The organism is Williamsia herbipolensis (assembly GCF_036153515.1).
Classification (GTDB): Bacteria; Actinomycetota; Actinomycetes; order Mycobacteriales; family Mycobacteriaceae; genus Williamsia_A; species Williamsia_A herbipolensis.
Map to the genome: position 1 here is coordinate 3,265,436 of NZ_CP108021.1, position 23,355 is coordinate 3,288,790.

The 23,355-nt window shown below is 65.6% G+C and carries 25 protein-coding genes and 1 pseudogene; 10 read left to right on the forward strand and 16 right to left on the reverse strand.

The genetic code is table 11. The annotated features are described in order from the left end of the window. Positions 1 to 57: 57 nt before the first annotated feature. Positions 58 to 1,371 (forward strand): lipase family protein, encoded by a 1,314-nt coding sequence (locus tag OG579_RS14975; RefSeq protein WP_328859252.1) that lies wholly within the window; start codon positions 58 to 60, stop codon positions 1,369 to 1,371. A gap of 3 nt (positions 1,372 to 1,374) precedes the next feature. Here OG579_RS14975 and OG579_RS14980 read toward each other — a convergent pair whose 3' ends face one another. Further along, positions 1,375 to 2,010: a TetR/AcrR family transcriptional regulator gene (locus tag OG579_RS14980; RefSeq protein WP_328856589.1), complete on the reverse strand. Its 636-nt coding sequence runs from the start codon at positions 2,008 to 2,010 to the stop codon at positions 1,375 to 1,377. A 254-nt stretch (positions 2,011 to 2,264) separates the two neighbouring features. On the opposite strand from OG579_RS14980, the gene OG579_RS14985 reads away from it, so the two are divergent. After that, entirely contained in the window at positions 2,265 to 3,158 is an 894-nt protein-coding gene (locus OG579_RS14985; protein ID WP_328856590.1) for an SDR family oxidoreductase, read from the forward strand. Positions 3,159 to 3,218: 60 nt separating this feature from the next. Here OG579_RS14985 and OG579_RS14990 read toward each other — a convergent pair whose 3' ends face one another. Next, a complete protein-coding gene (locus OG579_RS14990) occupies positions 3,219 to 4,079 on the reverse strand; it encodes a dioxygenase family protein (RefSeq protein ID WP_408068824.1) in 861 nt (286 codons plus the stop codon). Between the two features lie 39 nt (positions 4,080 to 4,118). Then, positions 4,119 to 4,550 (reverse strand): annotated as a pseudogene (locus OG579_RS14995) (alpha/beta hydrolase); the annotation flags it as partial. A gap of 121 nt (positions 4,551 to 4,671) precedes the next feature. On the opposite strand from OG579_RS14995, the gene OG579_RS15000 reads away from it, so the two are divergent. Next, entirely contained in the window at positions 4,672 to 5,082 is a 411-nt protein-coding gene (locus OG579_RS15000) for a MarR family winged helix-turn-helix transcriptional regulator (RefSeq protein ID WP_328856591.1), read from the forward strand. Between the two features lie 53 nt (positions 5,083 to 5,135). Here the strand turns inward: OG579_RS15000 and OG579_RS15005 are convergent, their stop codons facing one another. Next, the gene (locus OG579_RS15005) at positions 5,136 to 6,176 is read right to left on the reverse strand and encodes a GntR family transcriptional regulator (protein WP_328856592.1); all 1,041 of its coding nucleotides are present in this window, start codon (positions 6,174 to 6,176) and stop codon (positions 5,136 to 5,138) included. 56 nt (positions 6,177 to 6,232) lie between these two features. After that, the gene (locus OG579_RS15010) at positions 6,233 to 6,904 is read right to left on the reverse strand and encodes a FadR/GntR family transcriptional regulator (RefSeq protein WP_328856593.1); all 672 of its coding nucleotides are present in this window, start codon (positions 6,902 to 6,904) and stop codon (positions 6,233 to 6,235) included. A gap of 172 nt (positions 6,905 to 7,076) precedes the next feature. Between OG579_RS15010 and OG579_RS15015 the strand changes: the two genes are divergently transcribed. From OG579_RS15015 to OG579_RS15025, 3 genes are all read left to right on the forward strand, one after another. Next, the gene (locus tag OG579_RS15015) at positions 7,077 to 8,738 is read left to right on the forward strand and encodes a bifunctional fumarylacetoacetate hydrolase/alpha/beta hydrolase family protein (RefSeq protein WP_328856594.1); all 1,662 of its coding nucleotides are present in this window, start codon (positions 7,077 to 7,079) and stop codon (positions 8,736 to 8,738) included. Positions 8,739 to 8,763: 25 nt separating this feature from the next. Continuing rightward, a complete protein-coding gene (locus tag OG579_RS15020; RefSeq protein ID WP_328856595.1) occupies positions 8,764 to 10,068 on the forward strand; it encodes a metal-dependent hydrolase family protein in 1,305 nt (434 codons plus the stop codon). 150 nt (positions 10,069 to 10,218) lie between these two features. Next, the gene (locus tag OG579_RS15025) at positions 10,219 to 10,671 is read left to right on the forward strand and encodes a biotin carboxylase N-terminal domain-containing protein (protein ID WP_328859254.1); all 453 of its coding nucleotides are present in this window, start codon (positions 10,219 to 10,221) and stop codon (positions 10,669 to 10,671) included. A 110-nt stretch (positions 10,672 to 10,781) separates the two neighbouring features. Here the strand turns inward: OG579_RS15025 and OG579_RS15030 are convergent, their stop codons facing one another. The 3 genes from OG579_RS15030 to OG579_RS15040 form a co-directional block, all read right to left on the reverse strand. Further along, positions 10,782 to 10,985: a hypothetical protein gene (locus tag OG579_RS15030; protein ID WP_328856596.1), complete on the reverse strand. Its 204-nt coding sequence runs from the start codon at positions 10,983 to 10,985 to the stop codon at positions 10,782 to 10,784. Between the two features lie 123 nt (positions 10,986 to 11,108). Further along, positions 11,109 to 11,699, reverse strand: coding sequence for a DUF1349 domain-containing protein (locus OG579_RS15035; RefSeq protein WP_328856597.1), 591 nt, complete (start codon positions 11,697 to 11,699; stop codon positions 11,109 to 11,111). 44 nt (positions 11,700 to 11,743) lie between these two features. Then, positions 11,744 to 12,163 (reverse strand): winged helix-turn-helix transcriptional regulator, encoded by a 420-nt coding sequence (locus OG579_RS15040; protein WP_328856598.1) that lies wholly within the window; start codon positions 12,161 to 12,163, stop codon positions 11,744 to 11,746. A 99-nt stretch (positions 12,164 to 12,262) separates the two neighbouring features. On the opposite strand from OG579_RS15040, the gene OG579_RS15045 reads away from it, so the two are divergent. Beyond that, positions 12,263 to 12,922: an SDR family NAD(P)-dependent oxidoreductase gene (locus OG579_RS15045; protein WP_328856599.1), complete on the forward strand. Its 660-nt coding sequence runs from the start codon at positions 12,263 to 12,265 to the stop codon at positions 12,920 to 12,922. Positions 12,923 to 12,944: 22 nt separating this feature from the next. Here the strand turns inward: OG579_RS15045 and OG579_RS15050 are convergent, their stop codons facing one another. Then, positions 12,945 to 13,949 (reverse strand): amidohydrolase family protein, encoded by a 1,005-nt coding sequence (locus OG579_RS15050; RefSeq protein ID WP_328856600.1) that lies wholly within the window; start codon positions 13,947 to 13,949, stop codon positions 12,945 to 12,947. 62 nt (positions 13,950 to 14,011) lie between these two features. On the opposite strand from OG579_RS15050, the gene OG579_RS15055 reads away from it, so the two are divergent. Continuing rightward, entirely contained in the window at positions 14,012 to 14,446 is a 435-nt protein-coding gene (locus OG579_RS15055) for a MarR family winged helix-turn-helix transcriptional regulator (RefSeq protein WP_328856601.1), read from the forward strand. Between the two features lie 39 nt (positions 14,447 to 14,485). Here the strand turns inward: OG579_RS15055 and OG579_RS15060 are convergent, their stop codons facing one another. Then, entirely contained in the window at positions 14,486 to 15,466 is a 981-nt protein-coding gene (locus tag OG579_RS15060; RefSeq protein ID WP_328856602.1) for a hypothetical protein, read from the reverse strand. A 64-nt stretch (positions 15,467 to 15,530) separates the two neighbouring features. On the opposite strand from OG579_RS15060, the gene OG579_RS15065 reads away from it, so the two are divergent. Continuing rightward, positions 15,531 to 16,097: a TetR/AcrR family transcriptional regulator gene (locus OG579_RS15065; protein WP_328856603.1), complete on the forward strand. Its 567-nt coding sequence runs from the start codon at positions 15,531 to 15,533 to the stop codon at positions 16,095 to 16,097. A 96-nt stretch (positions 16,098 to 16,193) separates the two neighbouring features. On the opposite strand, the gene OG579_RS15070 is transcribed toward OG579_RS15065, so the two are convergent. Continuing rightward, entirely contained in the window at positions 16,194 to 17,411 is a 1,218-nt protein-coding gene (locus OG579_RS15070; protein ID WP_328856604.1) for a serine hydrolase domain-containing protein, read from the reverse strand. A 176-nt stretch (positions 17,412 to 17,587) separates the two neighbouring features. Between OG579_RS15070 and OG579_RS15075 the strand changes: the two genes are divergently transcribed. Beyond that, positions 17,588 to 18,109: a TetR/AcrR family transcriptional regulator gene (locus OG579_RS15075; protein ID WP_328856605.1), complete on the forward strand. Its 522-nt coding sequence runs from the start codon at positions 17,588 to 17,590 to the stop codon at positions 18,107 to 18,109. Between the two features lie 40 nt (positions 18,110 to 18,149). Here OG579_RS15075 and OG579_RS15080 read toward each other — a convergent pair whose 3' ends face one another. From OG579_RS15080 to OG579_RS15100, 5 genes are all read right to left on the reverse strand, one after another. Next, positions 18,150 to 18,596: an alpha/beta hydrolase gene (locus OG579_RS15080; protein WP_328856606.1), complete on the reverse strand. Its 447-nt coding sequence runs from the start codon at positions 18,594 to 18,596 to the stop codon at positions 18,150 to 18,152. Beyond that, on the reverse strand, positions 18,593 to 19,402 hold the full coding sequence (locus OG579_RS15085; RefSeq protein WP_328856607.1) for an alpha/beta hydrolase family protein: 810 nt from the start codon (positions 19,400 to 19,402) through the stop codon (positions 18,593 to 18,595). Before OG579_RS15085 ends, OG579_RS15080 begins: the two co-directional genes overlap by 4 nt. Further along, positions 19,399 to 19,821 carry a hypothetical protein gene (locus OG579_RS15090; protein WP_328856608.1) on the reverse strand — a complete coding sequence of 141 codons (423 nt, stop codon included), beginning with the start codon at positions 19,819 to 19,821 and terminating at the stop codon, positions 19,399 to 19,401. Before OG579_RS15090 ends, OG579_RS15085 begins: the two co-directional genes overlap by 4 nt. Positions 19,822 to 19,918: 97 nt before the next feature. Then, the gene (locus OG579_RS15095) at positions 19,919 to 21,850 is read right to left on the reverse strand and encodes a primary-amine oxidase (RefSeq protein ID WP_328856609.1); all 1,932 of its coding nucleotides are present in this window, start codon (positions 21,848 to 21,850) and stop codon (positions 19,919 to 19,921) included. Between the two features lie 29 nt (positions 21,851 to 21,879). After that, entirely contained in the window at positions 21,880 to 23,352 is a 1,473-nt protein-coding gene (locus tag OG579_RS15100; protein WP_328856610.1) for an APC family permease, read from the reverse strand. Positions 23,353 to 23,355: the final 3 nt, after the last annotated feature.

A 23,355-nucleotide genomic window follows, 5' to 3' on the forward strand; every position in this document is an offset into this window, starting at 1 on the left:
GGGGCTGATGTGTTCAGAAAGCGGGTTCGAGGGGTCGCTCTGATCGGGGCCGTGACGATGGTTGTCGGTGCGGCGGCCGTGGTGGGCAGCGGGAGTGCCGTCGCGGCGGATTCGTTCTACAGCTACACCGGGTCTCGTCCGTTGGCTCAGTTCGAGCCGGGTGCAGTGCTCAAGCAGCGGACCGTGCCGTTCCACCTCAGCGGGATACCGGTTCCGTTGCAGGCCACGCAGATCGTGTACCGATCGACCGATGCGCTGGGCAAGCCGGTCGCCAATGTCACGTCGTATCTGAAGCCGCCCAACGGCAAACCTCGTGGGGTGATCTCCTACCAATCCGCGTATGACTCGCTCAACCCCGCTGATGGGCCGTCGCGCGCGGTCGCCGGCGATTTCCAGATCTTGAACCTCACGCCGAAGGGGCGGAACATCGCCATCGGCAACACCCTGCCCAACGGCGAGAACCAGGCGCTGTTGACCGCTCTCGCCTTGGGGTACGCGGCGAACATTCCTGACACCGAGGGACGGAACGCCGACTTCGCCGCCGGACCGGAATACGGCATGCTCACCCTGGATTCGTTGAGGGCGATCTCCGCGGTCCCCACGACGCAGGTCTCGGACACGATGAAAATCGGCCTCCTGGGCTACTCCGGTGGGGCCATCGCGTCGAACTGGGCCGCGATCCTCGCGCCCGGCTACGCACCGGAGATCAACAAGCGGTTGCTCGGCGTCGCGCAGGGCGGAGTACTGGTCAACCCGGCGCGCGTGCTGAGCTACGCCTCGGGAAGTGTCGGATGGGGCGGCGTGGTGGGGATGGCGATCGTCGGCATCGCCCGGGGCTATGGCGTCGATTTCGGCCCGTACATCAGTTCCTATGGCAGGCAGGTCATCCGCCAGCTGTCCGACGCATCGATCGGGAACGCCTTCTACCCCGGACTCACCTGGCAGAAGTTGGTGAAGCCCGAGTACGCGAACCCCAACTCGGTGCCCGAACTGGTCGATGTGGCGAACAAGATCAACATGGGAACCGCGCCGGTACCGACGGTGCCCATGCTGATCGTCCAGGGAGCCAACGGTGTCCTCGAGGGCACTCGACCCGGACCACCCGGCGTCGGGCGCGGCGACGGCGTGATGGTCGCCGGTGACGTCCGGGCGCTGGCACAGCGTTACTGCGATGCGGGGCTGCGTATCCAGTACCGGCAATACGATCTGCTGAGCCACATCCCGGCCGCGGTCGCGTGGTTGCCCGAATCCATTCTCTGGCTGCTCGATCGGTTCGCCGACCGGCCGGCACCGTCGAGTTGCGGGCACATCGCCGCCGGCAACCCGCGTGGCCTGTCGCCGCAGACACATGTCGCACCGGCGGGGCGCTGACGATCAGGTCTGCTGGTGGTCGGCGAAACCGGCGATGATCGCGCGCAAGACATCGATGAGGTCGGTCAGGGGCGGTCGAGGCGTCACGAGCGACCATTCGTGGGCCATCGAGTTGATGGCGCCGATGACGGCGGTGGCGGCCATGCCAGGCGCCCCCGGTAGGCACACGTTGTCGCCGTGCACGCCTCGGATGATCTCCTCGATCAGCGGGACCCACCGGGCGCGGCGTTCGCGGCGGTGGTTCTCCACCCGGTCGCTGACGCCGATGATCTCCACGTAGGAGACGCGCGCGCGAGCGGGGCTGGACGTGACGGAATCGAGGTAGCTCGTGAAGAGGTCGGCGGCGATCTCGTCGGGTGTCCTCCCAGGCGTCAGTTCGTCGACGCGTTGCCGGACCGCACTCTCGGCAGTGTCCTGGATGGCGTCGTAGGCGGCGAGCAGCAGGTCTTCGCGGTTCTTGAACTCCTCGTAGAACTGCCGTCGCGACAAGCCGGCTGCCGCCGACACCGCGTCCACCGAGCTGTCGCCGTAGCCGACGCTGCCGAAGACGTCGATGGCGGCGTCGATGAAACGCCGGCGTCGATCCGCTCGGCGCGAGGCAACGCTCACGCCCCCGTATGTTCGCCCGTCCTCGGTCACCGTTCCAGTGTCCTCGACATCGGGCCCGACAGGGCATGAGCTTCACGATCACCGTGAACGGTCACGATCGGACGACTCGAGGTCGCCGGCTCAGACCAGGCTTCCCGAGAGCCCCCGCCGCCGACGCCATGGGTCGACGGGTCACCACCTACTGCAGCCCAAATCGAGAGCACTGCTCTTGCTTTTCGGGATGATCGGGTGCAGGATGCTAAACGAGAGCACTGCTCTCGTTTAAACACGAAGGAGGTCCTCCCATGCCCATGACGCCGAACATCCTGATCGCCGGAGCAACCGGCGCGACCGGATCCGCGACCATCGCGGCGCTCGCCTCGAGCGGCCACGAGTACACCGCGCTGCTGCGACGCCGATCCGATGTCACTCGCCTTGCCGCGGTGCCGACCACGATCGCCGAGGGCGATCTCGACGACGAGACCACGATGGCCGCCGCACTACGCGGCATCGACGCCGCGTACCTGGTGACCCCATCCAGCGAACGAGCCGAACAGCAGCAGATCCGATTCGTCGAACTCGCTGCCGAAGCCGGCGTGTCCCGGATCGTGCTCCTCTCGCAGCTGGGGGCGGCGATCGACTCGCCCGTGCGATTCCTGCGATACCACGCCGTGGTCGAGGCGCGTCTCGCAGAACTCGGGATCCCGACGACCATCATTCGGCCGAACCTGTTCTTTCAGGGACTGCTGGCCATGCGCGAGATGATCACTCACACGGGCACATTGGTCGCACCGATCGGCGATGCACGCGTCAGCGCCGTCGACGTCCGCGACATCGGAGAGGTCGCGGCGACGGCGCTGCTCGACTCGTCGGACGCCTCGTACTGCCACACCCTCACCGGTCCCGACGCGATCACCCATCGGGAGATGGCCGAGAGTCTGGCCGAATCAACGGGCAGCACCATCGGATTCCAGGATGTCGACCCGTCAGCGTTCGCCGATGCGCTGCAAGGTGTGCTGCCCACCTGGCAGATCGACGGCCTCCTGGAGGACTACGCGCACTACCGGCGCGGGGAGGCGGCCTACGTCACCGACACGGTCGCCGCCGTCACCGGCCACCCGGCGCGCGGCTTCACCGAGTTCGCCGCCGACCACGCGCACCTCTTTCGCCGCGGGGGTTCCGACACCGTGCCGGCGTAGCGGTTGTTCCTGCCACGGCGGGAGGGACCTCGTCGGCGGACTCCGGCGCCATGGACCGATCTACTCCCCGTCCGCCAGGACGATGTCGAATTCCACACGCGCCCAGGCAGAGCCGTCGAGATCGCGACCGTCGGGTGCGGGTGCGTCGGCAGATTGTTCGGCGAAATCCATGATGAGTGAGTCCTTGACCCCGAACACCGAATCGGAATCGAGCAGTTCGTCGCCTCGGACGAAGATGTGGGTGACCAGGCGACGCATCCCGGGTGCGGTCACCATGAAGTGGAGGTGGGACGCCCGCATGGGTGAGCGTCCCACCGCCGCCAGCAGCGACCCCACCGGTCCGTCGTGTGGGATGGGGTAGGGCGTGGGAGTCAGCGCCCAGAACGCGTACCGACCGTCGGCATCGCTGAACAGGTGAGCGCGGGCGCTTGTCCGCTCCTCGTCGTATTGCACGTCGTACATCCCGTTGTCGTCGGCCTCCCACACCTCGATGCGGGCGCCGGCCAGCGGTCGCCCGTCCGCGGTGCGGACGGTCCCCTCGACCCAGCAGGGCTGACCAGTCGCACCGCCGGCGATGTCGCCACCGATCGGCACCTCGGGGGAGTCCTCGACGAAGAACGGCCCGAACACCGTGGCCTCGGTGGCCTCGCCGCGAGCCTCGTTGTTCACCGTCACGGTCTGCATCGACGCCCCGAGGACATCCGACAGGAGGATGAACTCCTGGCGCCGATCGTCGGTGATGTGTCCTGTGGCGGTGAGGAACTCGATCCCCCGCTCCCATTCACCCTCGGTGAGGCGGACCTCGCGGATGAACGCGTGGAGGTGACGCTCCTCGGTGTCGGGGATCCACATGCCGGGATCGACGGATTCGCCGGCGGCCGCGGCGGTGCGGCTGTCACCGACGCTCTCGATCATGGCGATCGCGGAACGTTTCGATGAGGTGTCACCTTGGCGGAAGGCTCGGCCGACGTTCACGGGCACAACGGTTCCCACGGCCTTCATGCGATGGTCGGTCATCGCGGCCGTGACTGCGTATCCACCGCCGGCGCAGATGCCGAGGGCGCCGATCCTGCTGTTGTCCACGTAATCGAGGGTCGTCAGGTGGTCGACGGCGCATCGAATGTCGTCGACGCGTGCGGCGGGGTTCTCGAGGTCACGCGGCTGTCCTCCGCTCTGCCCTTGAAAGCCGGGGTCGAATGCGAGGACGGCGTAACCGCGGTCGGCCAGGGTGCGACCGTAGTTCGCCCCGATCTGCTCCTTGACACTGCTCCCGGGGGTCGAGATGACGATGGCCGGATACGTCGACCCCTCGTCGAAATCCTCGGGAACGTGTAACTGCCCCGCGAGGTCGAAGAAGGCGTTGGAGAACGTGACGATCTGTGTTCTCGACATGAGATGTGGATCCTTTCCAGGGGTCAGCCCTGGAAAACATGTTCCGTACTTGATCTTGTTCGAAACACTGATTGTTCATTTCTAAACTAGTACGAAACTGTAGCACCTGTCAGGAGGTTCTGTGTCCGCGTCGAACGCCGCCCGAATCTGGTCGCTCAATCATCAGGTCCTCACCCGCGTCATGAACGAGTGCGCACCCGATATCGAGGCCGTGGGGTTGGAAGCGAAGGAGTTCTTCGTCCTCGGCGAAATCGACGACTGTCGGTATCCGGCCGAGCTGGCGCTTCGGCTCGCCCTGCCCAAGCCGAGCGTGACGGTCTACCTCAGGAACCTCGAGGCAAAGGGGTTTGTCCGCCGCGAGATCGACCCGGGCGATCTTCGTCGGCATCGGTTGGTCGTGACGCCGTCCGGCATCGACACCCTGGAGAAAGCGCTGAATATCCTTTCAGCGAGATTTGACGAGTGGCTTGTACGTCTCGACACGAGTGAACAGGTGGAGCTTCAGAGACTTCTGGCGAAGCTGCTCAACTGATTCGACGCAGCTCGACCGTTCCGCTCGGCGGTATCCGGACGCGGTTGCCGGCGTCAACGCAGATCGCGGCCGAGTGGCACGCTCCTCGGGGGCTGTTGGGTGGTGCCGAGCAGTTCCTCGATGACGACCGCGAGGCTGTCGGCCAGCCGTAGGGAATCCAGGCGGGCTGCCTCTGGCCCGTCGCCACGGGCGACTGCGGAAGCGATCTCCATGCGCTGAGTCACGCTGCGGTGCAGACGATCCTGGTTACCGCGAGCCAGATTCCGTAGACGTGCGGTGTGGACCGAGAGCTCCTTCAGCAGTCGACTGAGGTAGGCGTTGTTGCACGCTGCTCGAACCGTGGAATCGAACTCGCCGGAGAGGGCGTAGACATCCTCGTCGGCGATCTCGGTGTCCTCTGCGAGCCGGCGATACCGGTCCACGTACTCCGAGAACACGGCGTGGTCTTTCGTCTGGGCGACGAGCATGAGGGCGTACGACTCGAGGGCTTCACGTGCCTGGTAGAGCTCGACGGCGGTCTCTGCCGACACCGCGGAGACCGCCGCCGACTGACCTGCGGACTGCGTGACCAGTCCGTCGCGGCGAAGCCGGGCAAGTGCTTCGCGGATCGGCGTGCGTGACACCGACAGCTGATCAGCCAGCTCGATTTCGCTCAGCACTGCGCCAGGTGGGAGATCCCAACTGACGATGCGTTCGAGAAGCGTGTCGTAGACGCCGCGTGCTCGGTCGGTGGGTGGCATGACTTCGCCGACGATTACGTGCTTCTCTGCCGCGCGGCCGACGAGATGTACTCGTCGGCGGCATCGTTGACCGATTCCACGCTGTCTGCGCTTCTCACCACCTTCGGTGACGTCGTCACCCGTAAATACATAGCGACGATCGCGTGGTTCAGTCTGCTCAGCCTGTTTCTCAACTCCACGCGAGTTCCGCTGGAGACAACGGACAAGATCGGCGACAGGACCTCGCCACTCGGGTGACGCACGAGCAGCGCGCTGGAAACTTAGGGCATCGGCGAACAATATGGTTCCCAAAGGAGCGTCGGGGAACCCCATCGAGGACGACGCCGTTGCGCAGGCCGCGCTCGACTCGAGCATCGCTGACTCACGATAGAGGTCCGCGAACAGGCGCACTCGGTCGCCGACAGGTCGCCCTAGCTACTCGGCCCGAGGAGAGTCGTGCGCACGTGCCGTAGATGTTCGTGCATGGCCGCCCCCGCAGCCTGGGGATCGCGATCTTCGAGAGCAGCAACGATGTTCTCGTGTTCGGTGCAGTAGCAGTTCTTGAGTTCGGGATTAAAGCTGCGGCGTTTGAGTGATCCCCAGATCGGTTGGCTGCGGCTGTCGATCAGGAGGCGGCTCATGTTGATCAACACCACGTTGTGGGTCGCCAGCGCGAAACTGTGATGCAGCAACGTATCCCAGCGCTCAAACTCTTCAGACGTCGAAGCGGCTTCGCCACCGCGCAGACAGCGATGCATCTCATCGATATCGGCGCGGGTGGCAGCGCCGACTGCAAGGGGTAGCAGTTCGGGTTCGAAGACGAACCGGGACGCCATGATCTCGGCGGGGCTTGGGTGCTCAGCCACCTCGATCTCCGTCGGGGCCTGGGGGGTCAGGAATGTTCCGCGGCCGACATGACGAACGACCACACCGCGATCTTCCAAAGCGTCCAGAGCGGTACGTATCACCGCTCTCGACACTCCGGCTGCCGCTGACAACTCACGCTCGGTGGGCAACTTGTCGCCCGGACCGAACTGCCCGCTTTCGACGAGCGCCTCGACATGACGAAGAGCTACTGCGTTTACGCCGACCGCAACCGTCACCGCTGAACTCCGATCCCTTGCCTAACCAATTTGAACCAATCGTAAGCCATGGGCCCATTGATAATCCAGGTCACATTGCTGGCAGGCGAGTGTTGACGGTCACACCAAGTCGACCTATCGTAACCAATACGAGCCGATACCCGGTTTGGTCCATATTGGTTTGGGAGGTTCTGTGCGTTTCGCGCGAATAGAAGGACAACACGGGCCGCAGCTGTGCGCCGTGGACGACAATGGGGCCGCTCGCGCTGTCCGCTTCGCCGACACCGGCGAAGCCATCACCGAACTGCAGCAGATCATCGCCGCCGGCTCAGGGGGCCTCGGCCGACTCACGCCTGACACCGCTGCGGTGGGTGGCACACTGCTGGCGCCGATCGTGCCGCACCGCAATGTGTTCTGCGTCGGCCGCAACTACAGCGAGCACGCCGCAGAATTCGCCAAGAGCGGGTTCGACGCAACCGGCTCCGCTGATGGCCAACACGTCCCCGAGCACCCGGTGGTGTTCACCAAACCCGCTGCGACGGTCATCGCCTCCGGTGACGCCATCGACCCGCACACCGACATCACCTCGGCACTGGACTACGAGGGTGAGATCGGGGTCATCATCGGTAGGCGCGCGTCCAAAGTGAGTAAAGCCGACGCCCTGGATCACGTGTGGGGCTACACGCTGATCAACGACATGACCGCGCGTGATCTGCAGCGTGATCACAAGCAGTGGTTCATCGGCAAGTCCCTCGACACGTTCTGCCCCCTCGGGCCGTGGGCGGTGACTGCCGACGAGATCGACATCGACGACCTACAGCTCCAGACCCGCATCAACGGTGAACTGCGTCAGGACGCCAACACCGCGCAGCTGATCTTCGACGTGCCCACGATCATTGAAACCTTATCGGCCGGAATAACTCTCGAGCCCGGCGACGTGATCGCAACCGGCACCCCGGTCGGGGTGGGTATTGGTTTCGATCCGCCGAAATACCTGACGGTCGGGGACGAAGTCGTGATCTCCGCGCCCGGGCTCGGTGAGCTGCGCAACGTCATCGGTACTCCGGCCGATCCGGACCACCTCGTCGCCGCGGGATCGAGCCGCTTGTTCGTGGAAAAGACCGGCAGCGGGCCCGCCGTGGTGCTCATCCACGGGCTCGGTGGTGCTACCACCGTGTACGAGCCGCAGGTCGCAGCGCTCGCCGAGAACAACACGGTATTGCGCTATGACCTTTCCGGGCATGGTCGCTCCCCGGTGGCCGGCCCGAACAGCATTGCCGGCTGGGTCGACGAGCTCAAGGCGCTCCTCGACAGCCACGGCATCGAATCCGCGGTACTGGTGGCGCACTCGATGGGAACCCTGGTCGCCACCACGTTCACTGCGACCTACCCCGACCGGGTGAGCAAGGTTGCCCTGCTGGGGCCGGTCAAGGCGCAACCGGACGCAGCCAAGACCGCTACCCGGGCCCGGGCCCGGGCTGTGCGGGAGGGCGGGATGTCCGCGGTCGCCGACACCATTCTCGGTGCGGCACTCTCACCGACCACCCACGAGGGCCGACCGGTCGCCGTGACGGCAGTGCGTGAGCTGCTACTGGGACAGGACCCCGCCGGCTACGCCTTCGCCTGCGAAGCCCTCGCGGCCGCCGTCGAGCCCGACTTCGCGTCGATCTCGGTGCCGGTCCTGCTACTCACCGGCGACGCCGACAAAGTCAGCCCGGTCGCGGTCAACGAAGAACTCCTCGCGACCTTCCCGAACGCGCAACTCAACGTCCTTGAGGGTGTCGGGCACTGGCATTCCCTGGAAGACCCGACCTCCGTCACCCACCGGCTCCAGGACTTCCTGGCCAAGCCCTGATCCACCTCGAGAAAGGACACAGACGATGCCGTCTGCTCAGCCCCACGAAACCCTCGTTCTGTTCACCAACGTCCGCATCTTCGACTCGTCGGGGTCCGACCCCTTCGACGGCGAAGTCCTGGTCCGTGGTGATCACATCGCCGCCGTTCGTCCCGGATCCGGGGACCTCCCCCGCGAGGGTGCACGCGTCATCGACGGCCAGGGCAAGTTCCTCATGTCGGGCCTGTGCGATGCCCATACCCACTTCTCGTGGGTCAACTCCGCTGACCTACCCGGCCTGGGCACCATGGGCGTCGAGGAACACACCCTGCTCTGCGCGCGGTCGGCGCAGACCTATATCGACTCCGGCTACACCATGTGTGTCGGAGCGGCAGCGGCCAAACCGCGTCTGGACGTGGTGATCCGCAACGCGATCAACGACGGCCAGATCCCCGGGCCCCGGTATCTGGCGAACTGTCAGGAGATCGCTGTCACCGGCGGCGCTCTCGTCGATGGCATCACCGCGTTTGCCGACGGCCCCGAGGAGATGCGCAAGCAGGTCCGCCGCAACGTCGAGATGGGTGCCGATCTGGTGAAGCTGTCGATGTCGGGGGAGGAGATCACCGGCAACCAGCACGCCGAGGACAACTACTTCTCCGACGAGGAAACACTTGCCGCCACCACCGAAGCGCATCGACGTGGCCTACGCGTCTGCTCCCATGCCCGCTCGGGGGAGTCGGTGAAGATGTCGCTGCGCAATGGGGTCGACATCATCTACCACGCATCGTTCGTCGACGAAGAGGGCCTCGACATGCTCGAGGCCAAGAAGGACGAGATCTTCGTCGCGCCCGGACTCAACTGGCTGGTGGCCACCCTGCAGGACGCCGCCGATTTCGGTTACCCGCCCGAGGCCGCCGAGGCCGCCGGCTACAAGCACGAACTCGAGTGCGCAATCGACGGACTGAAGAAGATGAAGGAACGCGGCATCCGGGTCCTTCCCGGCGGTGACTACGGCTTCGCATGGACGCCGCACGGCACCTACGCCCGCGACCTGCAACATTTCGTCGACCTCCTCGGCTACACGCCGAAGGAAGCGTTACTGTCGGCGACCGCGCTCGGCGGACAGATCATGCGGCTTCCCGACGAGCTCGGGCAGGTCAAAGCCGGATTCTTTGCCGATCTGATCCTGATCGACGGCGATCCGATCGCCGACATCACCGTCCTGCAGGACCAGACAAAGATCGTCGGGATCATGAAAAACGGTCAATTCCACAAAGATCCCGGAGACGGCACCCAAGCCCGCCCCCGCGATCTCGACGAAATTCACCGCGGCAGCCCAGTACCCGCGTAGAGCACCCGACCGCCACAACGACTAGCAGGGCGGACGCAACCCGCGTCCGCCCTGCTGCTCGTGTGCGCGATGCGGTCGCGTGTGGAGTTCAACCCGCCCGATCCGTCACAAACCCGATGCAGCGAAATCGGGATCGAAAGGCCTCCACAGATGTTTTCGAAAGTGTTGGTGGCCAACCGTGGCGAGATCGCCATCCGTGCATTCCGAGCGGCGTACGAGCTCGGTGTCACCACCGTCGCGGTGTACCGTTCGAGGACCGGAACTCGGTGCATCGCACCAAGGCCGACGAGTCGTATCAGATCGGTGACGAGGGTTACCCGGTGCGCAACTACCTGTCGGTGGAGGAGAACGTCGACGCCTCCGTCTCACCGGGCCGACGCGATCCACCCGGGATACGGATTCGTCTCGGGAAACACCGATCTCGCGTGTGCGCGCGAGGCCGCAGAGTCAATGACGTTCCCGGTGTTCGTCAAGGCGGTCGCCGGTGGTGGCGGTCGCGGTGTGCCCGGGGTGGCCGACCCGACCGGTCTGCGTGAGGCCATCGAGTCCGCCGCGCGGGAGGCGGAGTCGGCGTTCGCTGATGTGACGGTGCTCCTCGAGTAGGCGGTTATCGAGCCTCGGCACATCGAGGTATAGATCCTCGCCGAAGCCCAGGGCAACGTGATGCACCTGTTCGAGCGCGACTGCTCAGTGCAGCGGCGGCATGCGCAGCGTCAGATCTGATCGGCGAACCGTGCGCGCATTGCGGCGATCTGACGGCGCAGGTCGTAAAGCCCACCGCGTCGTCGTCGGGTTGCAACCTGGGAGTTCTTAAGTGACTCGAGTTTGTCGGTCTGAACGACGAGCACGTCGCAGGCACGCTCGAACTCGACGATGAAGTACTGCGCCTGCAGGACATCAGGGTCAAGCGTCGACATCGATCTGACGTTAGCCGACGCCGTGTTCAGTCGCTGCTCACCCGCCGATGGGGCTATCAGCGGAGGGCATCGGGCCGCTTGATCAGCAATTAACCGCTGAACTGTGTTCCGCGCGGTTCAATCTCAAGGCTCGGGATGGAGGCTGGCGTCGGCCGGGGTGGTTCGCCATGACGTGAAGTGAACGGTCAGGTCGGCGTTCAGCGGCGCACAGCAGTACGGCCCCGCTGTCACGTCGGCGTTTGGGTCCAAAGGTGCTACTCGAACGAGTTGCCAGGGATCGTCGTCGACGCGGGCGCGGACGGTGAGCGCATTGCCGGACCGGCTGCCGCGGATGGTCACCAGATGCCCGGACCATTCGGTCACCGGACGCAGCGACCAGTCCGAGGTGCCCTGGGTGACAACGGCGCCCAGGCTGGTCTCGCCGTCGCTGACCTCGATGCCGGCTTTGATCCACGATGTGTCGTCGATCTTGACGAAGATGCCGGCCTGGTCGAATTGGTGGACGAAGTCGAGGCGGAACTGCACCTCGACGGCGGTCTCGAGCGGCAATGGGGCCAGTAGTGCGTGCTCTGAGGAGTGGATGAAGCCATAGGAGGTGATGCGCCAGGCGTCACTGCCCTCGTGGGCGGTGACCCGCATCCCGTCATCGTCGACCGCGACGGCGGCGGGTTCATGTGTCCAGGTCCCTTCGGACCAGGCGATCGTGCGGGGCATGACGTCCCTTTCGTGGAAACCGGCGCGCTGGGGGCCATGCGTTCTCAGGCTGTTCCTGATTGCCGCTGGTCGAATGCGTCGCGGTGGTGTCGGATCTCGCCGGTGTGTTCTGACGCCCACATCGCCATGCCCAGTACGTGTTCGAGGAGTGAGACACCGAGGTGAGTCAGGGCGTAGTCGACGCGCGGCGGTACCTCGGGGTAGACGGTGCGTGTCACGAGACCGTCGCGCTCGAGGTGGCGCAGGGTGAGGGTGAGCATCCGCTGGGATATGCCAGGGACGCTGCGGTGCAACTGTTTGTATCGCATCGGTGTGTCACGGAGAACGGCGATCACGAGAATGCCCCACTTGTCTCCGACACGGTCGAGGATGCTGCGGATCAACGGTGCATCGTCGCCCCACCCCTCGCACGGGCCGGGCAGGGTGGCGTCGTTTGTGAGCGTTGCGTTCTCGCTGGTGGACATGGGCGCTCCTCACGAACACGAATGTGCCTTCTTGTGGCGACGGTGAAACACACAGACGATGTGGTTGCACACAAACAGTAACCATCCAGGGGTGAGAACGTGACGTTGATTGTCATAGTCGGTGCCGGGCCAGGGATGGGTCTGGAGATCGCCCGCGTGTTCGGCCGGAACGGTTTCACCGTCGCGCTCGTCGCCCGTGATCGTGCAAAGCTGGATTCCCTCACCGACGTGCTCAACGGCGAGGGGATCGCGGCGACCGCCTTCACTGCTGACCTGCTCGACGCGGAGTCGATCACCGCGGCATTCGCCCAGATCCGTGAAACCCTCGGAACTGTCGATGTTCTCGAGTTCTCGGCGGCCGACACCAGCCTGCCCGTCGCCGGCGTCCTGGAGGTCACGCCGGCCAATCTTCAGCCACAGCTCGACTTCTACTTCAGCGCGATACATGTGGTGAAGCAGGTCGTCGACGACATGATCGCCGCCAGAACCGGCGCCATCATCATCACCGCCGGAGGTGGGTCGGTGGAGCCGTCACCGGCCATGGCGAACATCAACATCGCGTCGGCCGGTTTGCGCAACTGGGTTCTCAACCTGCACAACGTGCTCTCTGAACACGGGGTGTACGCAGCGCATCTCGCGATCAGCGTGTGGATCGGATCCGGACAACCCGGCACATCGGCAGCCGAGATCGCTCCCACGTACTTCGACCTGTACGAGGCACGCTCCGACGCCGACCCCCGCTACCCCGCGCTGAACTGACGGCTCCGCAGGCAGTCGAGGTTCACCGGTGCGCGGGGGCTGCGGCGCTCAGCCGGGGCACGAGACTGAAGGCGTTGTCGTGCATGACCTTCGCGAGCATCGCGGGACGTGTCGCAAAGTACCCGTCGACGTTGTCGGTGAACCAGCCGGCGGTGCGCGGGTTGGCGGCAGGGAAGTCGGTGCCGAACAGAATGTGGCTCGGGTCGACGAAATTCTCGAGCGCCACCAGATTCGTCTCGAATCCTGACAGTGCGGTCTCGTAGTAGAACGTCCGGAAGTCGGCAAGGATCTCGTTTGCAGTCAGTTCGCAGTCGAGGTGGAACGCGCACAGAGCGGCGACGCGGGCAGCCAGATAGGGCGTGCTGCCGCCCGAATGGGCGAGGATGATCCGCACGTTCGGATACTGCCGTTTGCGTCCGCTGGTCACCAGATCGGCTGCGCCTTTGTAGGTCTCGTTCGGAGTCTCGCTGATCGGGGTGGGTAGGAACCTGCTCGGGGCCCGATTGCTGCCCGGCGTCTGCTCGCCGTGCAGGAACACCAGCGCGTTTCGGCGATCGAGTTCAGCCCACAGTGGCTCGAAGATCGGGTCGCCCAGGGACCGGGCCTCATCCCCGGTGCCGTAGACGTTGGTCAGGGTGACGCCGTCGGCTCCCAACACGTCGAATGCGTAGGTCAGTTCCTCCAGTGCGGCGTCGGTGTCGGTCGGGGTCGGTAGATGCGCGAACAGCCCGAAGCGTCCGGGGTGGTCGTCGGCCGCCTGACGAGACAAGGTGTTCACCTCGCGAGCGAAGTGATGACGCTTGTCTTCCGGCAGCCGTGCTTCCACATCGTTGGGCACGGACAGGATCGCGGTGTCGATCTGCAGGCGATCCATGAAGTCCACACTGACCTGCGGTGACCACGCGTCCTCGTCGCGGAATTTCCAGCCGGTGGTGTCGCCGAACAAACCTGAGGTGAGCATGGCGGTCGGCATGAAGTGGTGGTGAAAATCGATCCGGCCCGGTGTGGTGGCGCTGTCATCAGTCATACCCACACCCAACCCGCAATAGTTGACGCATGTCAATAATCATTGAATGTTAGATTTCTCCCATGGCTGACACCGACGCCCCCGAGCTGCAGCTGCTCGATGCGCTCTACCGACTGAACAAGTTGGTCGTGGCCGACGCCCGGGTGCACGTCGCAGCCGCCGCACACCTGGACCTCGTGGATTTCCTGGTGCTGCGCACGGTGAAGATGGGCGTCGACAGTCCGGGTGATCTCGTGAGCGACCTCGGTCTCAACCCGTCCGTTCTCAGCAGGGCACTGTCCAAGCTTGCCGACTCCGGCCTGGTGACTCGGGAGATCGATGCCGCGGACTCGCGCCGGTCACGGATCCGACTGACCGATCACGGTGTGCAGACGACCGATGACATCGGGGCGCGAATCACACCTGTTCTGGCTCGGCGACTCCACCGTCTGAGCCCCGACAGGATTCGGATCGTGGTGGAGAGCCTGGACGTTCTCTGCGGAGAAACAGTCGACTGAAACCGAGCGAAGCCCTCACCGGGAACGGTGCGGCAGCCTTCAGGCGATGCTGGACGCCTCCTCGCGGTCGCCGACGGGGACGTCCACCGGTGCCGATCTCCGGAAATGCGCAGCGACCGAAAGAGTTACGCCGCCGAGGATCCAGGCGATCAGGACGAGCCACTCGTGCAGGGTTGATGCAGCGGGGAAGTAGTTGACCTCACGGAAGAGGCTCTGCGAGGCGCCGGGGACGAAGTACTGGCCGATCTCGCCCCAGGGGCCGGTGATGAACTGGTGCGGTGTGGCCCCGCCCGAGATCGGGTTCGCGAGCAGCATGGTGATGGCGGCGCCCACGCCGGTACCCGCGGCGCCGAGCAGGGCGTTGAGGCCCACAACCGCCGAGGCGGTGCCGAGCATCGCGACCCCGAGGACCACGGCGTCCGCCCAGAACGAGCCCGCGACGATGCCGAGCACGGGTCCGGTCACCACGGCGGCCAGGAGGCCGGCGGCGACGCCGTACACGCCGAGGGCGAGGAGTCTGCGCCTCAGGCCGGTGACGAGCGACGAGACCAGGACGCCGCCGACGATGCCGCCCAGGACCAGCGGGAACCCCATTGCGCCGAGACCGGTGCCGGTCGGATCGCCAGAGGCGAGCGGGACCACGTCGGTGACGGCCGGGGTCTTTCCCTGGGCGGCGGTCAGCTGGGCACCGACCTTCTCGATGACCGCGGTGCCTGACGCCAAACCGGCCCCGGCGATCAACACCTCCGGCGCGGCCTGGTCGAGTATGTAGGCGCCGGACACCTTTCGCTCCTTGATGGCCTGGACTGCGTCGGCGCGGGTGTTGTAGGACGTGGCGTCAACAGGCAGCTCGACCCCCTGTGGAAGCGCCGCGCCGACGACGCCCACCGGGAGGTCGCGCGGCTCCGAGGTGGCAATGGGCCAGAGGAAGGCCAGGACCACGAGCGCGACGACGAGGCCGGCGACGACTCCGAAACCGACGGCGGCCGTGGGACGGGTGCGGTTGATGGTGGTGCTCATGGCGTTACTCCTTAAACAGAATGACGGTTCTGTTTGGAGAGTAGCCTAGGTTAGGCTTCGTCGTATGCCTCGAGTCAGTGACGCGTATCGCCAGGCACGTCGGGATGAGATCGTCGCTGCGGCCCTGCGCGTGTTGCGTCGGCGAGCGCTGAACGACCTGACGATGGCCGACATCATCGAGGAGGCCGGCCTGTCCGCCGGTTCGGTCTACTCACACTTCGCGCGTAAGGACGAGCTGATCGAGCTGGTCGCGGCCGAGGTGATCGGGAAACGGCTCAGCCTGCTCGCCATGCCGGACGACGAGCCGGCACGTCCCCCGCGCGACGTCGTGCGGCGGTGGCTGATCGGCCTGGAGCAGGCCGGCATCCCGTTCGCGACCGTGGTGCAATTCTGGGGCGAGGCGGCCTTTGACGCCACGATGCGGGAGATCGTGCAGCGGCGGATGAGCGACATCGAGCGTGCGTTCGCCGCCGCCGCCGAGCGCTGGCTCATCGCCGAGGGACGTGAGCCTGCAACTGCGCCCGCCACGGCGCTGGCGATGCTCACCTTCTGTCAGGGCTACATCGTCCGCAGCGCGGTGCTGGGCGCGCAGGACGTGGATGCGTCGCTCGCGGCCATCGATTTGTCGTAAGCGGCGCGGTAGGGGCCGGCGCCCGCTGTCACTCCTGCGGTCGACTTCGCGGCCACTAATTTCGAAATGCCCGCCCCTGAGCGTCTTAGGGCGGGTCTAGATGGTTCGCGCGATCCAGCGCAGGAATTCGACGTTCTCCAGGTCACGGTTGGTGGTTTCTTCGGTGGATGTGCCGTATGCACGGTTGGCGGAGAGTTTGACGATGGTGGTTTTGGTGGCGGGGTTGACGTATACAAGTTGGTTGAGGACGCCGATTGCGCAGTAGTCGCCGTGGTGGCCTGCGGGGATCCACCATTGGTAGCCGTATCCGAGGTCGATGGCGTGGTCGCCGACGATGGGGTGGCCGGCCTCGCGGATGGGTGCGTCGATGGTGGTGGAGTCGTGGACCCACGCGGGGTCGACGATCGATCGGCCGTGCCATGTTCCGTTGTTGCGGTACAACTCGCCCAGTCGGGCGAAGTCGCGAGCGGTCAAATTCAATCCGCCGTAGGACATTTCGGTGCCACGCATGTCGGTGACCCAGAAACCGGGGGTTTCGAAGCCGAGGGGTTCGACGAGTTTTTCGGTCATGTAGTCGGCGACGGTGCGGCCGGTGGCGTGGGCGATCAACGCGCCCAAGATCTGGGTTTCACCGGAGTTGTACCGGCACACCGACTGTGGTGGGTGTTGTGGGGCCATGCGTGCGACGAACCCGTCGAGGCCGCCGTGTCGTCCCATCATTGCCTGGGTGAGGCGGTGGATGTCGGAGTGTGGGTCGTTGTAGTCCTCGTTCCAGCGCGCTCCGGACGACATCTGCAGCACGTCGAGAATGCTGACGCCGTCGTAGGCCGATCCGGGTCGCACGGGAACGTAGTCACTGATGGCGTCCGCGGTGGCGGCGATGTGGCCTTCCTGCAGGGCTATACCGACCAGCGCTGAGATGAAGCTCTTGGCCACCGACATCGACAACCACCGCACACTCGGTCCGCCGGTGAGCAGGTATCGCTCGAGGCGGATGGCTCCGTCGACGATGACGAGCAATGCGCTGGTGTCGGTCTCGGTCAAGAACTGTTCACTCGAGCGTTCCCTGCCGGCGAATTCGTAGGTCGGGGGGAGTGTGAGGGGTGGGCCGACGGGCCAACTCGTCGGTGTCGACGACGCCGGCATCCGTCTGATGGGGGCGAGGTTGTCCATGCTCGCGAACGTCTCGTGTTGCGGCGCGCCGGTGAACAAGCCGGCCTCGGCCAGTGACGCCGGCCGCGACGGCTTCAGGACCCGACGCGCCAGGTAACGCACGGCGAACGAGTATCGGTTCGAGGTTCTGTCCAGCAGCATGTGCGCTCCTTGTGGCGTGGCGAGTAGCGCGAATATAGCAGTACCGATCGGTTCGCATAACCGTTTGGTTCTACTATCTGCGTATGGATCAAGCGGGAGACGGCGTGGATTCGACAGGCCGGGTCGACGGCCGGACGGTGCGGTTCCGGGATCGGCGGCCGCAGCTGCTCGAGGCGGTGACCGAGTACGTGCTCGAACACGGGATGGCGGGTCTGTCGCTGCGGCCGCTCGCGGACGGCGTCGGGGTGACGCATGCGACGCTGTTGCGGCACTTCGCCTCCAAGGATCAACTGTTGGCCGAGGTGGCGGAGCATCTACGGGATGGCCTGGCTCGTGAGCTCGACAGCCATGCCGATCCGACTGGCACCACCTCGATCGGCGATCTCGCCCGAGGGCTGTGGCACACCCTGTGCGACCCCCGTCACCAGCGACAGTTCCTGCTGTTGTTCGAGCTCGCCGGCGGGCGCGGGAACGGTGGGTTGGATCCGCGAAGTCTGTCCACCTCGCTGGTGCACTCATGGCTGGCGATCTTGATCGAGTCGCTCACCGCAGAGGGGTGGAGCCGTGCGGACGCGGTGTCTCGGGCCACGTTGTTCCTCGCCCAGGCGCGCGGGCTGCAGCTCGACCTTCTGATCACCGGCGACCGGGCCCGGGTGGATGCAGCGTTCGAGGTTTCCCTGGAGTTGTTGACGCCCTGACGTCTACCCGGTCCCGGCCGGGTAGACGTGGGACCCGTTCCTATCGGGCGGGGCGCGTGACGGGTGCGAGGTTGCGGGACAGGAACCGCAGGGTGTCGGGGACCGCGTGCTGGATGAGGGTGAGGTGGGTGTCGGCGGGTGTGATGACGACCTCGACGTTCGTGCCGTTGGCCCGTAGCGCCGGCGCGGTTGTCACATTCGAGGTTGTCAGGGGCACGTCGGTGTCGATGAGGCCCTGCATGAGCAGCAGGGGTCCGGTCACACCGACGGTCGGTGATCCGGCCATCGCCCTGATGGTGGCGGCCAAGCCGGGAACGGTACCCAGCGGACGCGCGAACAGATCGCCGAGGACGAGATGGTTGAACTCGCCGAGGTCGTTGATGTCGGACAGACAGGTCTCGGCCGCCTCGTCGAGGATTCGTCTGCCCTGCGCCGTCAGATACGAGTTCAGGTGGAGTTCGGGGTGCGCTTCGCGGAGCGACGTCAACGCAAGCGCCACATACAGGGTGAACGCGGATTGACAGCGTCGACGTTGACGGGCAGCACTCCCGGCCCCAGCAACGGCAGAAGCAGTTCCAGGTTCGCCGGGCCGGCGAGTGAGATCGCGCCTCGATAGCCTGGCCGCTCGTGTGGGGCGTAGGCCGAGACGACGTGCGCGGCTCCGACCGCGGCGCCACCGCCTTGGGAATACCCGGCCACGGCCCAGCGGTGTGCCAGGGGCACACCCAACGCGCGCGCAGCGATGACGCTGTCGATGACGTTCTTGCCCTCGACGTCGGTGTTCACGTAGCTCTGCGTTCCCGGGGTGCCCGCGCCGGCGTAATCGGTGGCCACCACCGCATACCCGGCGTCGAGGAGTCGCTGCAGGAAGTCGGCCTCGATCGCGATGTTCGGGCGGTAGGAGTTGGCCGACGGGGTGCATTCGTCAGCGATCCCCGAGGTGCCGTGGGCGAACGCCACGATCGGATAGCCGCCGGGCGGGGCCGGTCGAGACGGGCGATAGAGAAGTGCGGTCGACAGTCCGCTCGCCGAGTGTTGGGTTGCTGCGCTGTAGAGGAAACGGGTCGGCGTGGGGTTGCGTGGAAAGTCGGTCCGAGCGATCCGCGGCGACAGGGGCACCGAGGTGATCAGCGTTCCGTGCTGATCGGGAATGGGTCCGGAGTAGTCGCGTGCGTCGAGCCCTGACCAGTCCGGGTGTATTTCGGAGGCCGGTGCTGCCGAGGCCGCCGGAGTGAGCACCGGTGCAGCGAGAACGGTCGCCGCGATGACCGCGGTGGACAGCAACTTCTTCATGGTCGTGTGTTCTCTCTGGCGATCAGCGGGGTGGCGGAGTCGACAACGCTGTGCGGCACGGGTGCAGCCGAACGTGGAAGACGTTGTACGACTTCTGTTGTGGTGGTGGGTTCGGGGGTGAGAATCCAGATGACCGCGACGGCCATGATCAGCTCCGTCAGTGCGAGGCCCAGCGCTGCGGTCATGGCAGTGCTGCCGCCGGCGCTTTCGGTCATGTCCGGTGCCATCGGGTGGTGGCTGTGGTGCGGTCCGGTGACAGCGAGGTGCGCGGCGATCATGGCTGCAGCCATGGCGGCTGACATGGCCCATTCGCGGACTCGCGGGTTGTGCGTCAACCGGATTCCGCACCACAGGCAGCCCACGGACATCGCGATGGTCATCAGGTGCACACCGATCGCCATCGGCATGGTGAGCAGCATCCAGATGTGCGTGGTCAGTGAGCCGACGGCCAGTGCTACCGCGAGCCGACCACCCCAGAGGTGGCGATCGTGGGGTGCCGATACCTCTGGGATGTGTTCACGCGCAGCCATGGGCGCAATGCGCGGACGTCGACGCCGGGACGTTCATGACCGGGTTGGCGTCGAAGAAGTTGTAGGGCTTGAGCGTGAACCCGGCGTAGTCGGTCGGCATGACAGGCCAGTCCTCGGCTCGGGGGAAGTGGGTGAGTCCGAATGTGTGCCACACGACGAGGTCCTCGCCGTCGAGCGGGCGGTCGGCCGCCATGTAGCCGGCCACCCCCTGCGATCCGTCGCTCTGGTTCACGAAATCGCCTGCAGCGTAACGCTCATTGACGTCGTAGCGGCTGACCCATACCTGGTTGGTGGTGAACGGGGCGCGTCGGGCGATCGACGACGACGGATCGGCCAGCAGCGTCGGCGACTGCTGCGCGTGCAGCGCGTAGCTGGTCGGCGCCCCCATCCGGTTGGTCTTCTCGGTGCTCGTGATGTGCCAGGTGCGACCCACCTCGGCGTTGGCGCGACGCACGCCGTCGCGTTCGGACCCGATCCTGTTCGCACGCATGGTGAACGCGTTGCCCCACGGGTTGTCGTCGCCGACCGGCACCGTCACCGCGTCGATCTCGTCGACCGCGTTGGCGACGCCGTCGACCGTCATGTCGAGGCGGGCGTTGAACAGGTGCTGGTGATACGGCAAACCGAGACCAGGGGCCACGTGGCTCTGGTAGTCCGAGCCCTCCGGCGGGTAGGCGGCGGTGAAGGCGACACCGGTGAGCTTGGCCTCGAGTTCGATGGTGCCGTCGAGGTACAGGTACCAGTAGAAGCCGTAGTCGTAGTTCCCGACGGTCGTGAAGAAGCTGATCACCAGACGGCGCTGCCGTCGGACCTCAGAGGAACCGGTGAAGATGTCGGTGTGCTTCCACAGCGTGCCGTAGTCCTCCTCGTGCATGCAGATCGCGTTCTTGATCACCTTCGGGCTGCCCTGCTCGTCGGCGAGCACCGCATCGAAGTAGTGGATCTCGCCGAGGCAGTCGCATCCCAGCGTCAACGAGTTGGTGTATCGCCCGTAGACGTATTCGCCGGTGTCGAAATAGTTCTGCCAGAACCGGTTCGGTGACGGGTCGCCATAGGGGACGACCATCTCGTTGATCGATCCCCGGTACATCACCGGGCGATCGAGGTAGCTCAGCTGCCGCATGATCAATCCCTCGCGGGCGTCGAAGGAGATGTCGAGTTTCCAGTTGGCCCACTCGATGTGTTCGCCGTCGACGGTGAAGCTCGGTCCCTCGGGCTGGGTGATCTCGATCGGCTTGAGGCCCTCCAGGGGCGGGCCGGCGACCGCGGGGTCGTCGAAGTTGCCCGACTCCTTCGGGACCTCGTAGGTGCGGTAGTCGATGAGGTCGACCAACTCGCGGCCGATGATGTCGACGTAGGCGCACAAACCGTCGACCGGGTGGGCCCACGGGTGGTCCTTCGGGTGGTCCATGACGAAGGCGAACGAGCGCACCATCCGTCTTCCCTCCTCGCCGGGGAGGTCGTAGCTGCCCGCCGACAGCGGCACCGCAACGGTTGTCGCCGGGTCGATGCCACGTTTGGTCAGCGCCTCGATCCACCGCGGCTGGGTCGCGAGGAACTCGGCGACGATCTCGAATTCCTCGTCGAGAATGGGTACTTGGCCCACGGCTGCGTCGATCTCGCGGACGGACACCTTCTGCGCGGTGAGGTCGATGAGTGCGTCTTTCGTCTCGCCGGTCGCGATGTCGAGGAGCAGCGCCCGCGCGCAACGACTCGGTGCAGGCGCCTCACCGGCCTGATGTGCCAGGACATCCGCTTTGTCCGGCTCGTCGAAACCCAGGTACACGAACCGGGTGGTCGCGCTGAGCGCACCTGCGTCGGCGAGCAAAGCACGCGCGGAACGGATCTCATCCGCGGTCAGACTGGCCAGAACAGCCGTGGCGGTACTGATGGGGGTGGGTGTGTCCAATGTGGTCATGATGTTCCTTCTTCGGATCTCGGTGCGTTCTAGAGGGAGATGGAGTCGGTGAGGGTGTCGTAGGCGGCCGGGTTGCGGCGGGCGATGATGCGGGCCTGCACGACGCCGAGCAGGACGCTCGCCACCACCAGGGCGACGAAAATGTTCGCCAGTGTCGCCGAACCGCCTATCAGGGTGGTGAAGTTGCTGACCAGGATGACGAGGATGCTCACCAGGCCGGCCAGTCCGAGGATCGGTGCGATGGTCGACTGCCACGCCCCGACGGGTGCCTGGTTGCGGCGGAAGTAGACGAGGACCGCCAGACAGGTCAGCGCCATGAGGACCACGATGCCCAGCGTCGCGATGCCGGAGAACCACGCGAACACCTGCAGCTCGGGGTCGAGTCGGGTGGCAGCGAACACCACGACGAGCACCGCTGCAGTGGCGCTCTGCACCAGCGACGACACATGCGGGGACGAATGCCGATCGTGCACCACAGCAAGTCGTTTGGGCATCGCGGTCGCTGAGGCCATCGAATGCTGGTAGCGGGTGATCACGTTGTGGAAGCTCAGGACGCAGGCGAACAGGCTGGTGAGCAGCAGGACGTGGACGGTGACGTTCGCCCACACACCGAGGTAGTTCTGTGCGGTGGTCATGATCATCGCGGCCGGGTCGGCGGCGGCCGCGGCGACGACGTTGTTCACGCCCCAGGCCTGCACCAGCGACCATGACGACAGGGTGTAGAAGATGCCGATGACGGCGACGGCGGCATACGTGGCGCGAGGGATGGTGCGGTCGGGGTCGCGGGCCTCGTTGCGGAAGATGGCGGTGGCCTCGAAGCCGATGAAACCGGCGACGGCGAACATCAATCCGATGCCGGGGGACCCGGACATGAACTGGTTCGGCGTGAACGAGTCGGCGTCGAGGCCGGAGTCGCCGCCCTTGACGATCACCGCGATGTCGAGGAGCACCACGATGCCGACCTCGGCGGCGAGCAGGATGCCGAGCACCTTGCTGCTGAGTTCGATGTCGCGGTACCCCAGGAAGCCGGTGACGGCGACGACCGCGAGGCTCCATACCCACCACGGAATTGACGGCCCTCCGAGGTCGGTGATCGACGACTGCAGTGCGCCGCCGAGGTAGCCGTACACCGCGGCCTGGATGAGCGTGTACGTCAGCAGTGCGAGGTGTGCTGTGCCCAGCCCGAGGGGACGGCCGAGCCCGTAGCCGACGTAGGTGAAGAAGGCACCAGGCTTGGGCACGAACCGCGACATGGTGCTCAGGCCCACCGAGAACAGCAGCAGCACCAGCGCCGACGCCAGGAACATCATCGGTACGCCGGCGCCGTTGCCCAGCAGGATTGCGATGGGTACGGCGCCGCCGACGACGGTCAGCGGTGCGGCCGCGGCGACGACCATGAAGACGATGGAGCTGACGCCGAGGGTGCCGGACAGGGCGGAGGGCGCAACCGAGGTGCTGGCGCCGGCGGCGATCGGACCGGGTGGCGCGACATCTGTGGACATGAG

What these genes read in the sequence shown, in the direction of transcription:
- OG579_RS14975 (WP_328859252.1), top strand. Translation starts at nt 58, where the DNA reads ATGGTTGTCGGTGCGGCGGCCGTGGTGGGCAGCGGGAGTGCCGTCGCG.
- OG579_RS14985 (WP_328856590.1), top strand. Translation starts at nt 2,265, where the DNA reads ATGCCCATGACGCCGAACATCCTGATCGCCGGAGCAACCGGCGCGACC.
- OG579_RS15005 (WP_328856592.1), bottom strand. Translation starts at nt 6,176, where the DNA reads ATGCTCGAGTCGAGCGCGGCCTGCGCAACGGCGTCGTCCTCGATGGGG.
- OG579_RS15020 (WP_328856595.1), top strand. Translation starts at nt 8,764, where the DNA reads ATGCCGTCTGCTCAGCCCCACGAAACCCTCGTTCTGTTCACCAACGTC.
- OG579_RS15025 (WP_328859254.1), top strand. Translation starts at nt 10,219, where the DNA reads ATGTTTTCGAAAGTGTTGGTGGCCAACCGTGGCGAGATCGCCATCCGT.
- OG579_RS15030 (WP_328856596.1), bottom strand. Translation starts at nt 10,985, where the DNA reads ATGTCGACGCTTGACCCTGATGTCCTGCAGGCGCAGTACTTCATCGTC.
- OG579_RS15035 (WP_328856597.1), bottom strand. Translation starts at nt 11,699, where the DNA reads ATGCCCCGCACGATCGCCTGGTCCGAAGGGACCTGGACACATGAACCC.
- OG579_RS15040 (WP_328856598.1), bottom strand. Translation starts at nt 12,163, where the DNA reads ATGTCCACCAGCGAGAACGCAACGCTCACAAACGACGCCACCCTGCCC.
- OG579_RS15050 (WP_328856600.1), bottom strand. Translation starts at nt 13,949, where the DNA reads ATGACTGATGACAGCGCCACCACACCGGGCCGGATCGATTTTCACCAC.
- OG579_RS15055 (WP_328856601.1), top strand. Translation starts at nt 14,012, where the DNA reads ATGGCTGACACCGACGCCCCCGAGCTGCAGCTGCTCGATGCGCTCTAC.
- OG579_RS15060 (WP_328856602.1), bottom strand. Translation starts at nt 15,466, where the DNA reads ATGAGCACCACCATCAACCGCACCCGTCCCACGGCCGCCGTCGGTTTC.
- OG579_RS15065 (WP_328856603.1), top strand. Translation starts at nt 15,531, where the DNA reads ATGCCTCGAGTCAGTGACGCGTATCGCCAGGCACGTCGGGATGAGATC.
- OG579_RS15070 (WP_328856604.1), bottom strand. Translation starts at nt 17,411, where the DNA reads ATGCTGCTGGACAGAACCTCGAACCGATACTCGTTCGCCGTGCGTTAC.
- OG579_RS15085 (WP_328856607.1), bottom strand. Translation starts at nt 19,402, where the DNA reads ATGAAGAAGTTGCTGTCCACCGCGGTCATCGCGGCGACCGTTCTCGCT.
- OG579_RS15090 (WP_328856608.1), bottom strand. Translation starts at nt 19,821, where the DNA reads ATGCTGCTCACCATGCCGATGGCGATCGGTGTGCACCTGATGACCATC.
- OG579_RS15095 (WP_328856609.1), bottom strand. Translation starts at nt 21,850, where the DNA reads ATGACCACATTGGACACACCCACCCCCATCAGTACCGCCACGGCTGTT.
- OG579_RS15100 (WP_328856610.1), bottom strand. Translation starts at nt 23,352, where the DNA reads ATGTCCACAGATGTCGCGCCACCCGGTCCGATCGCCGCCGGCGCCAGC.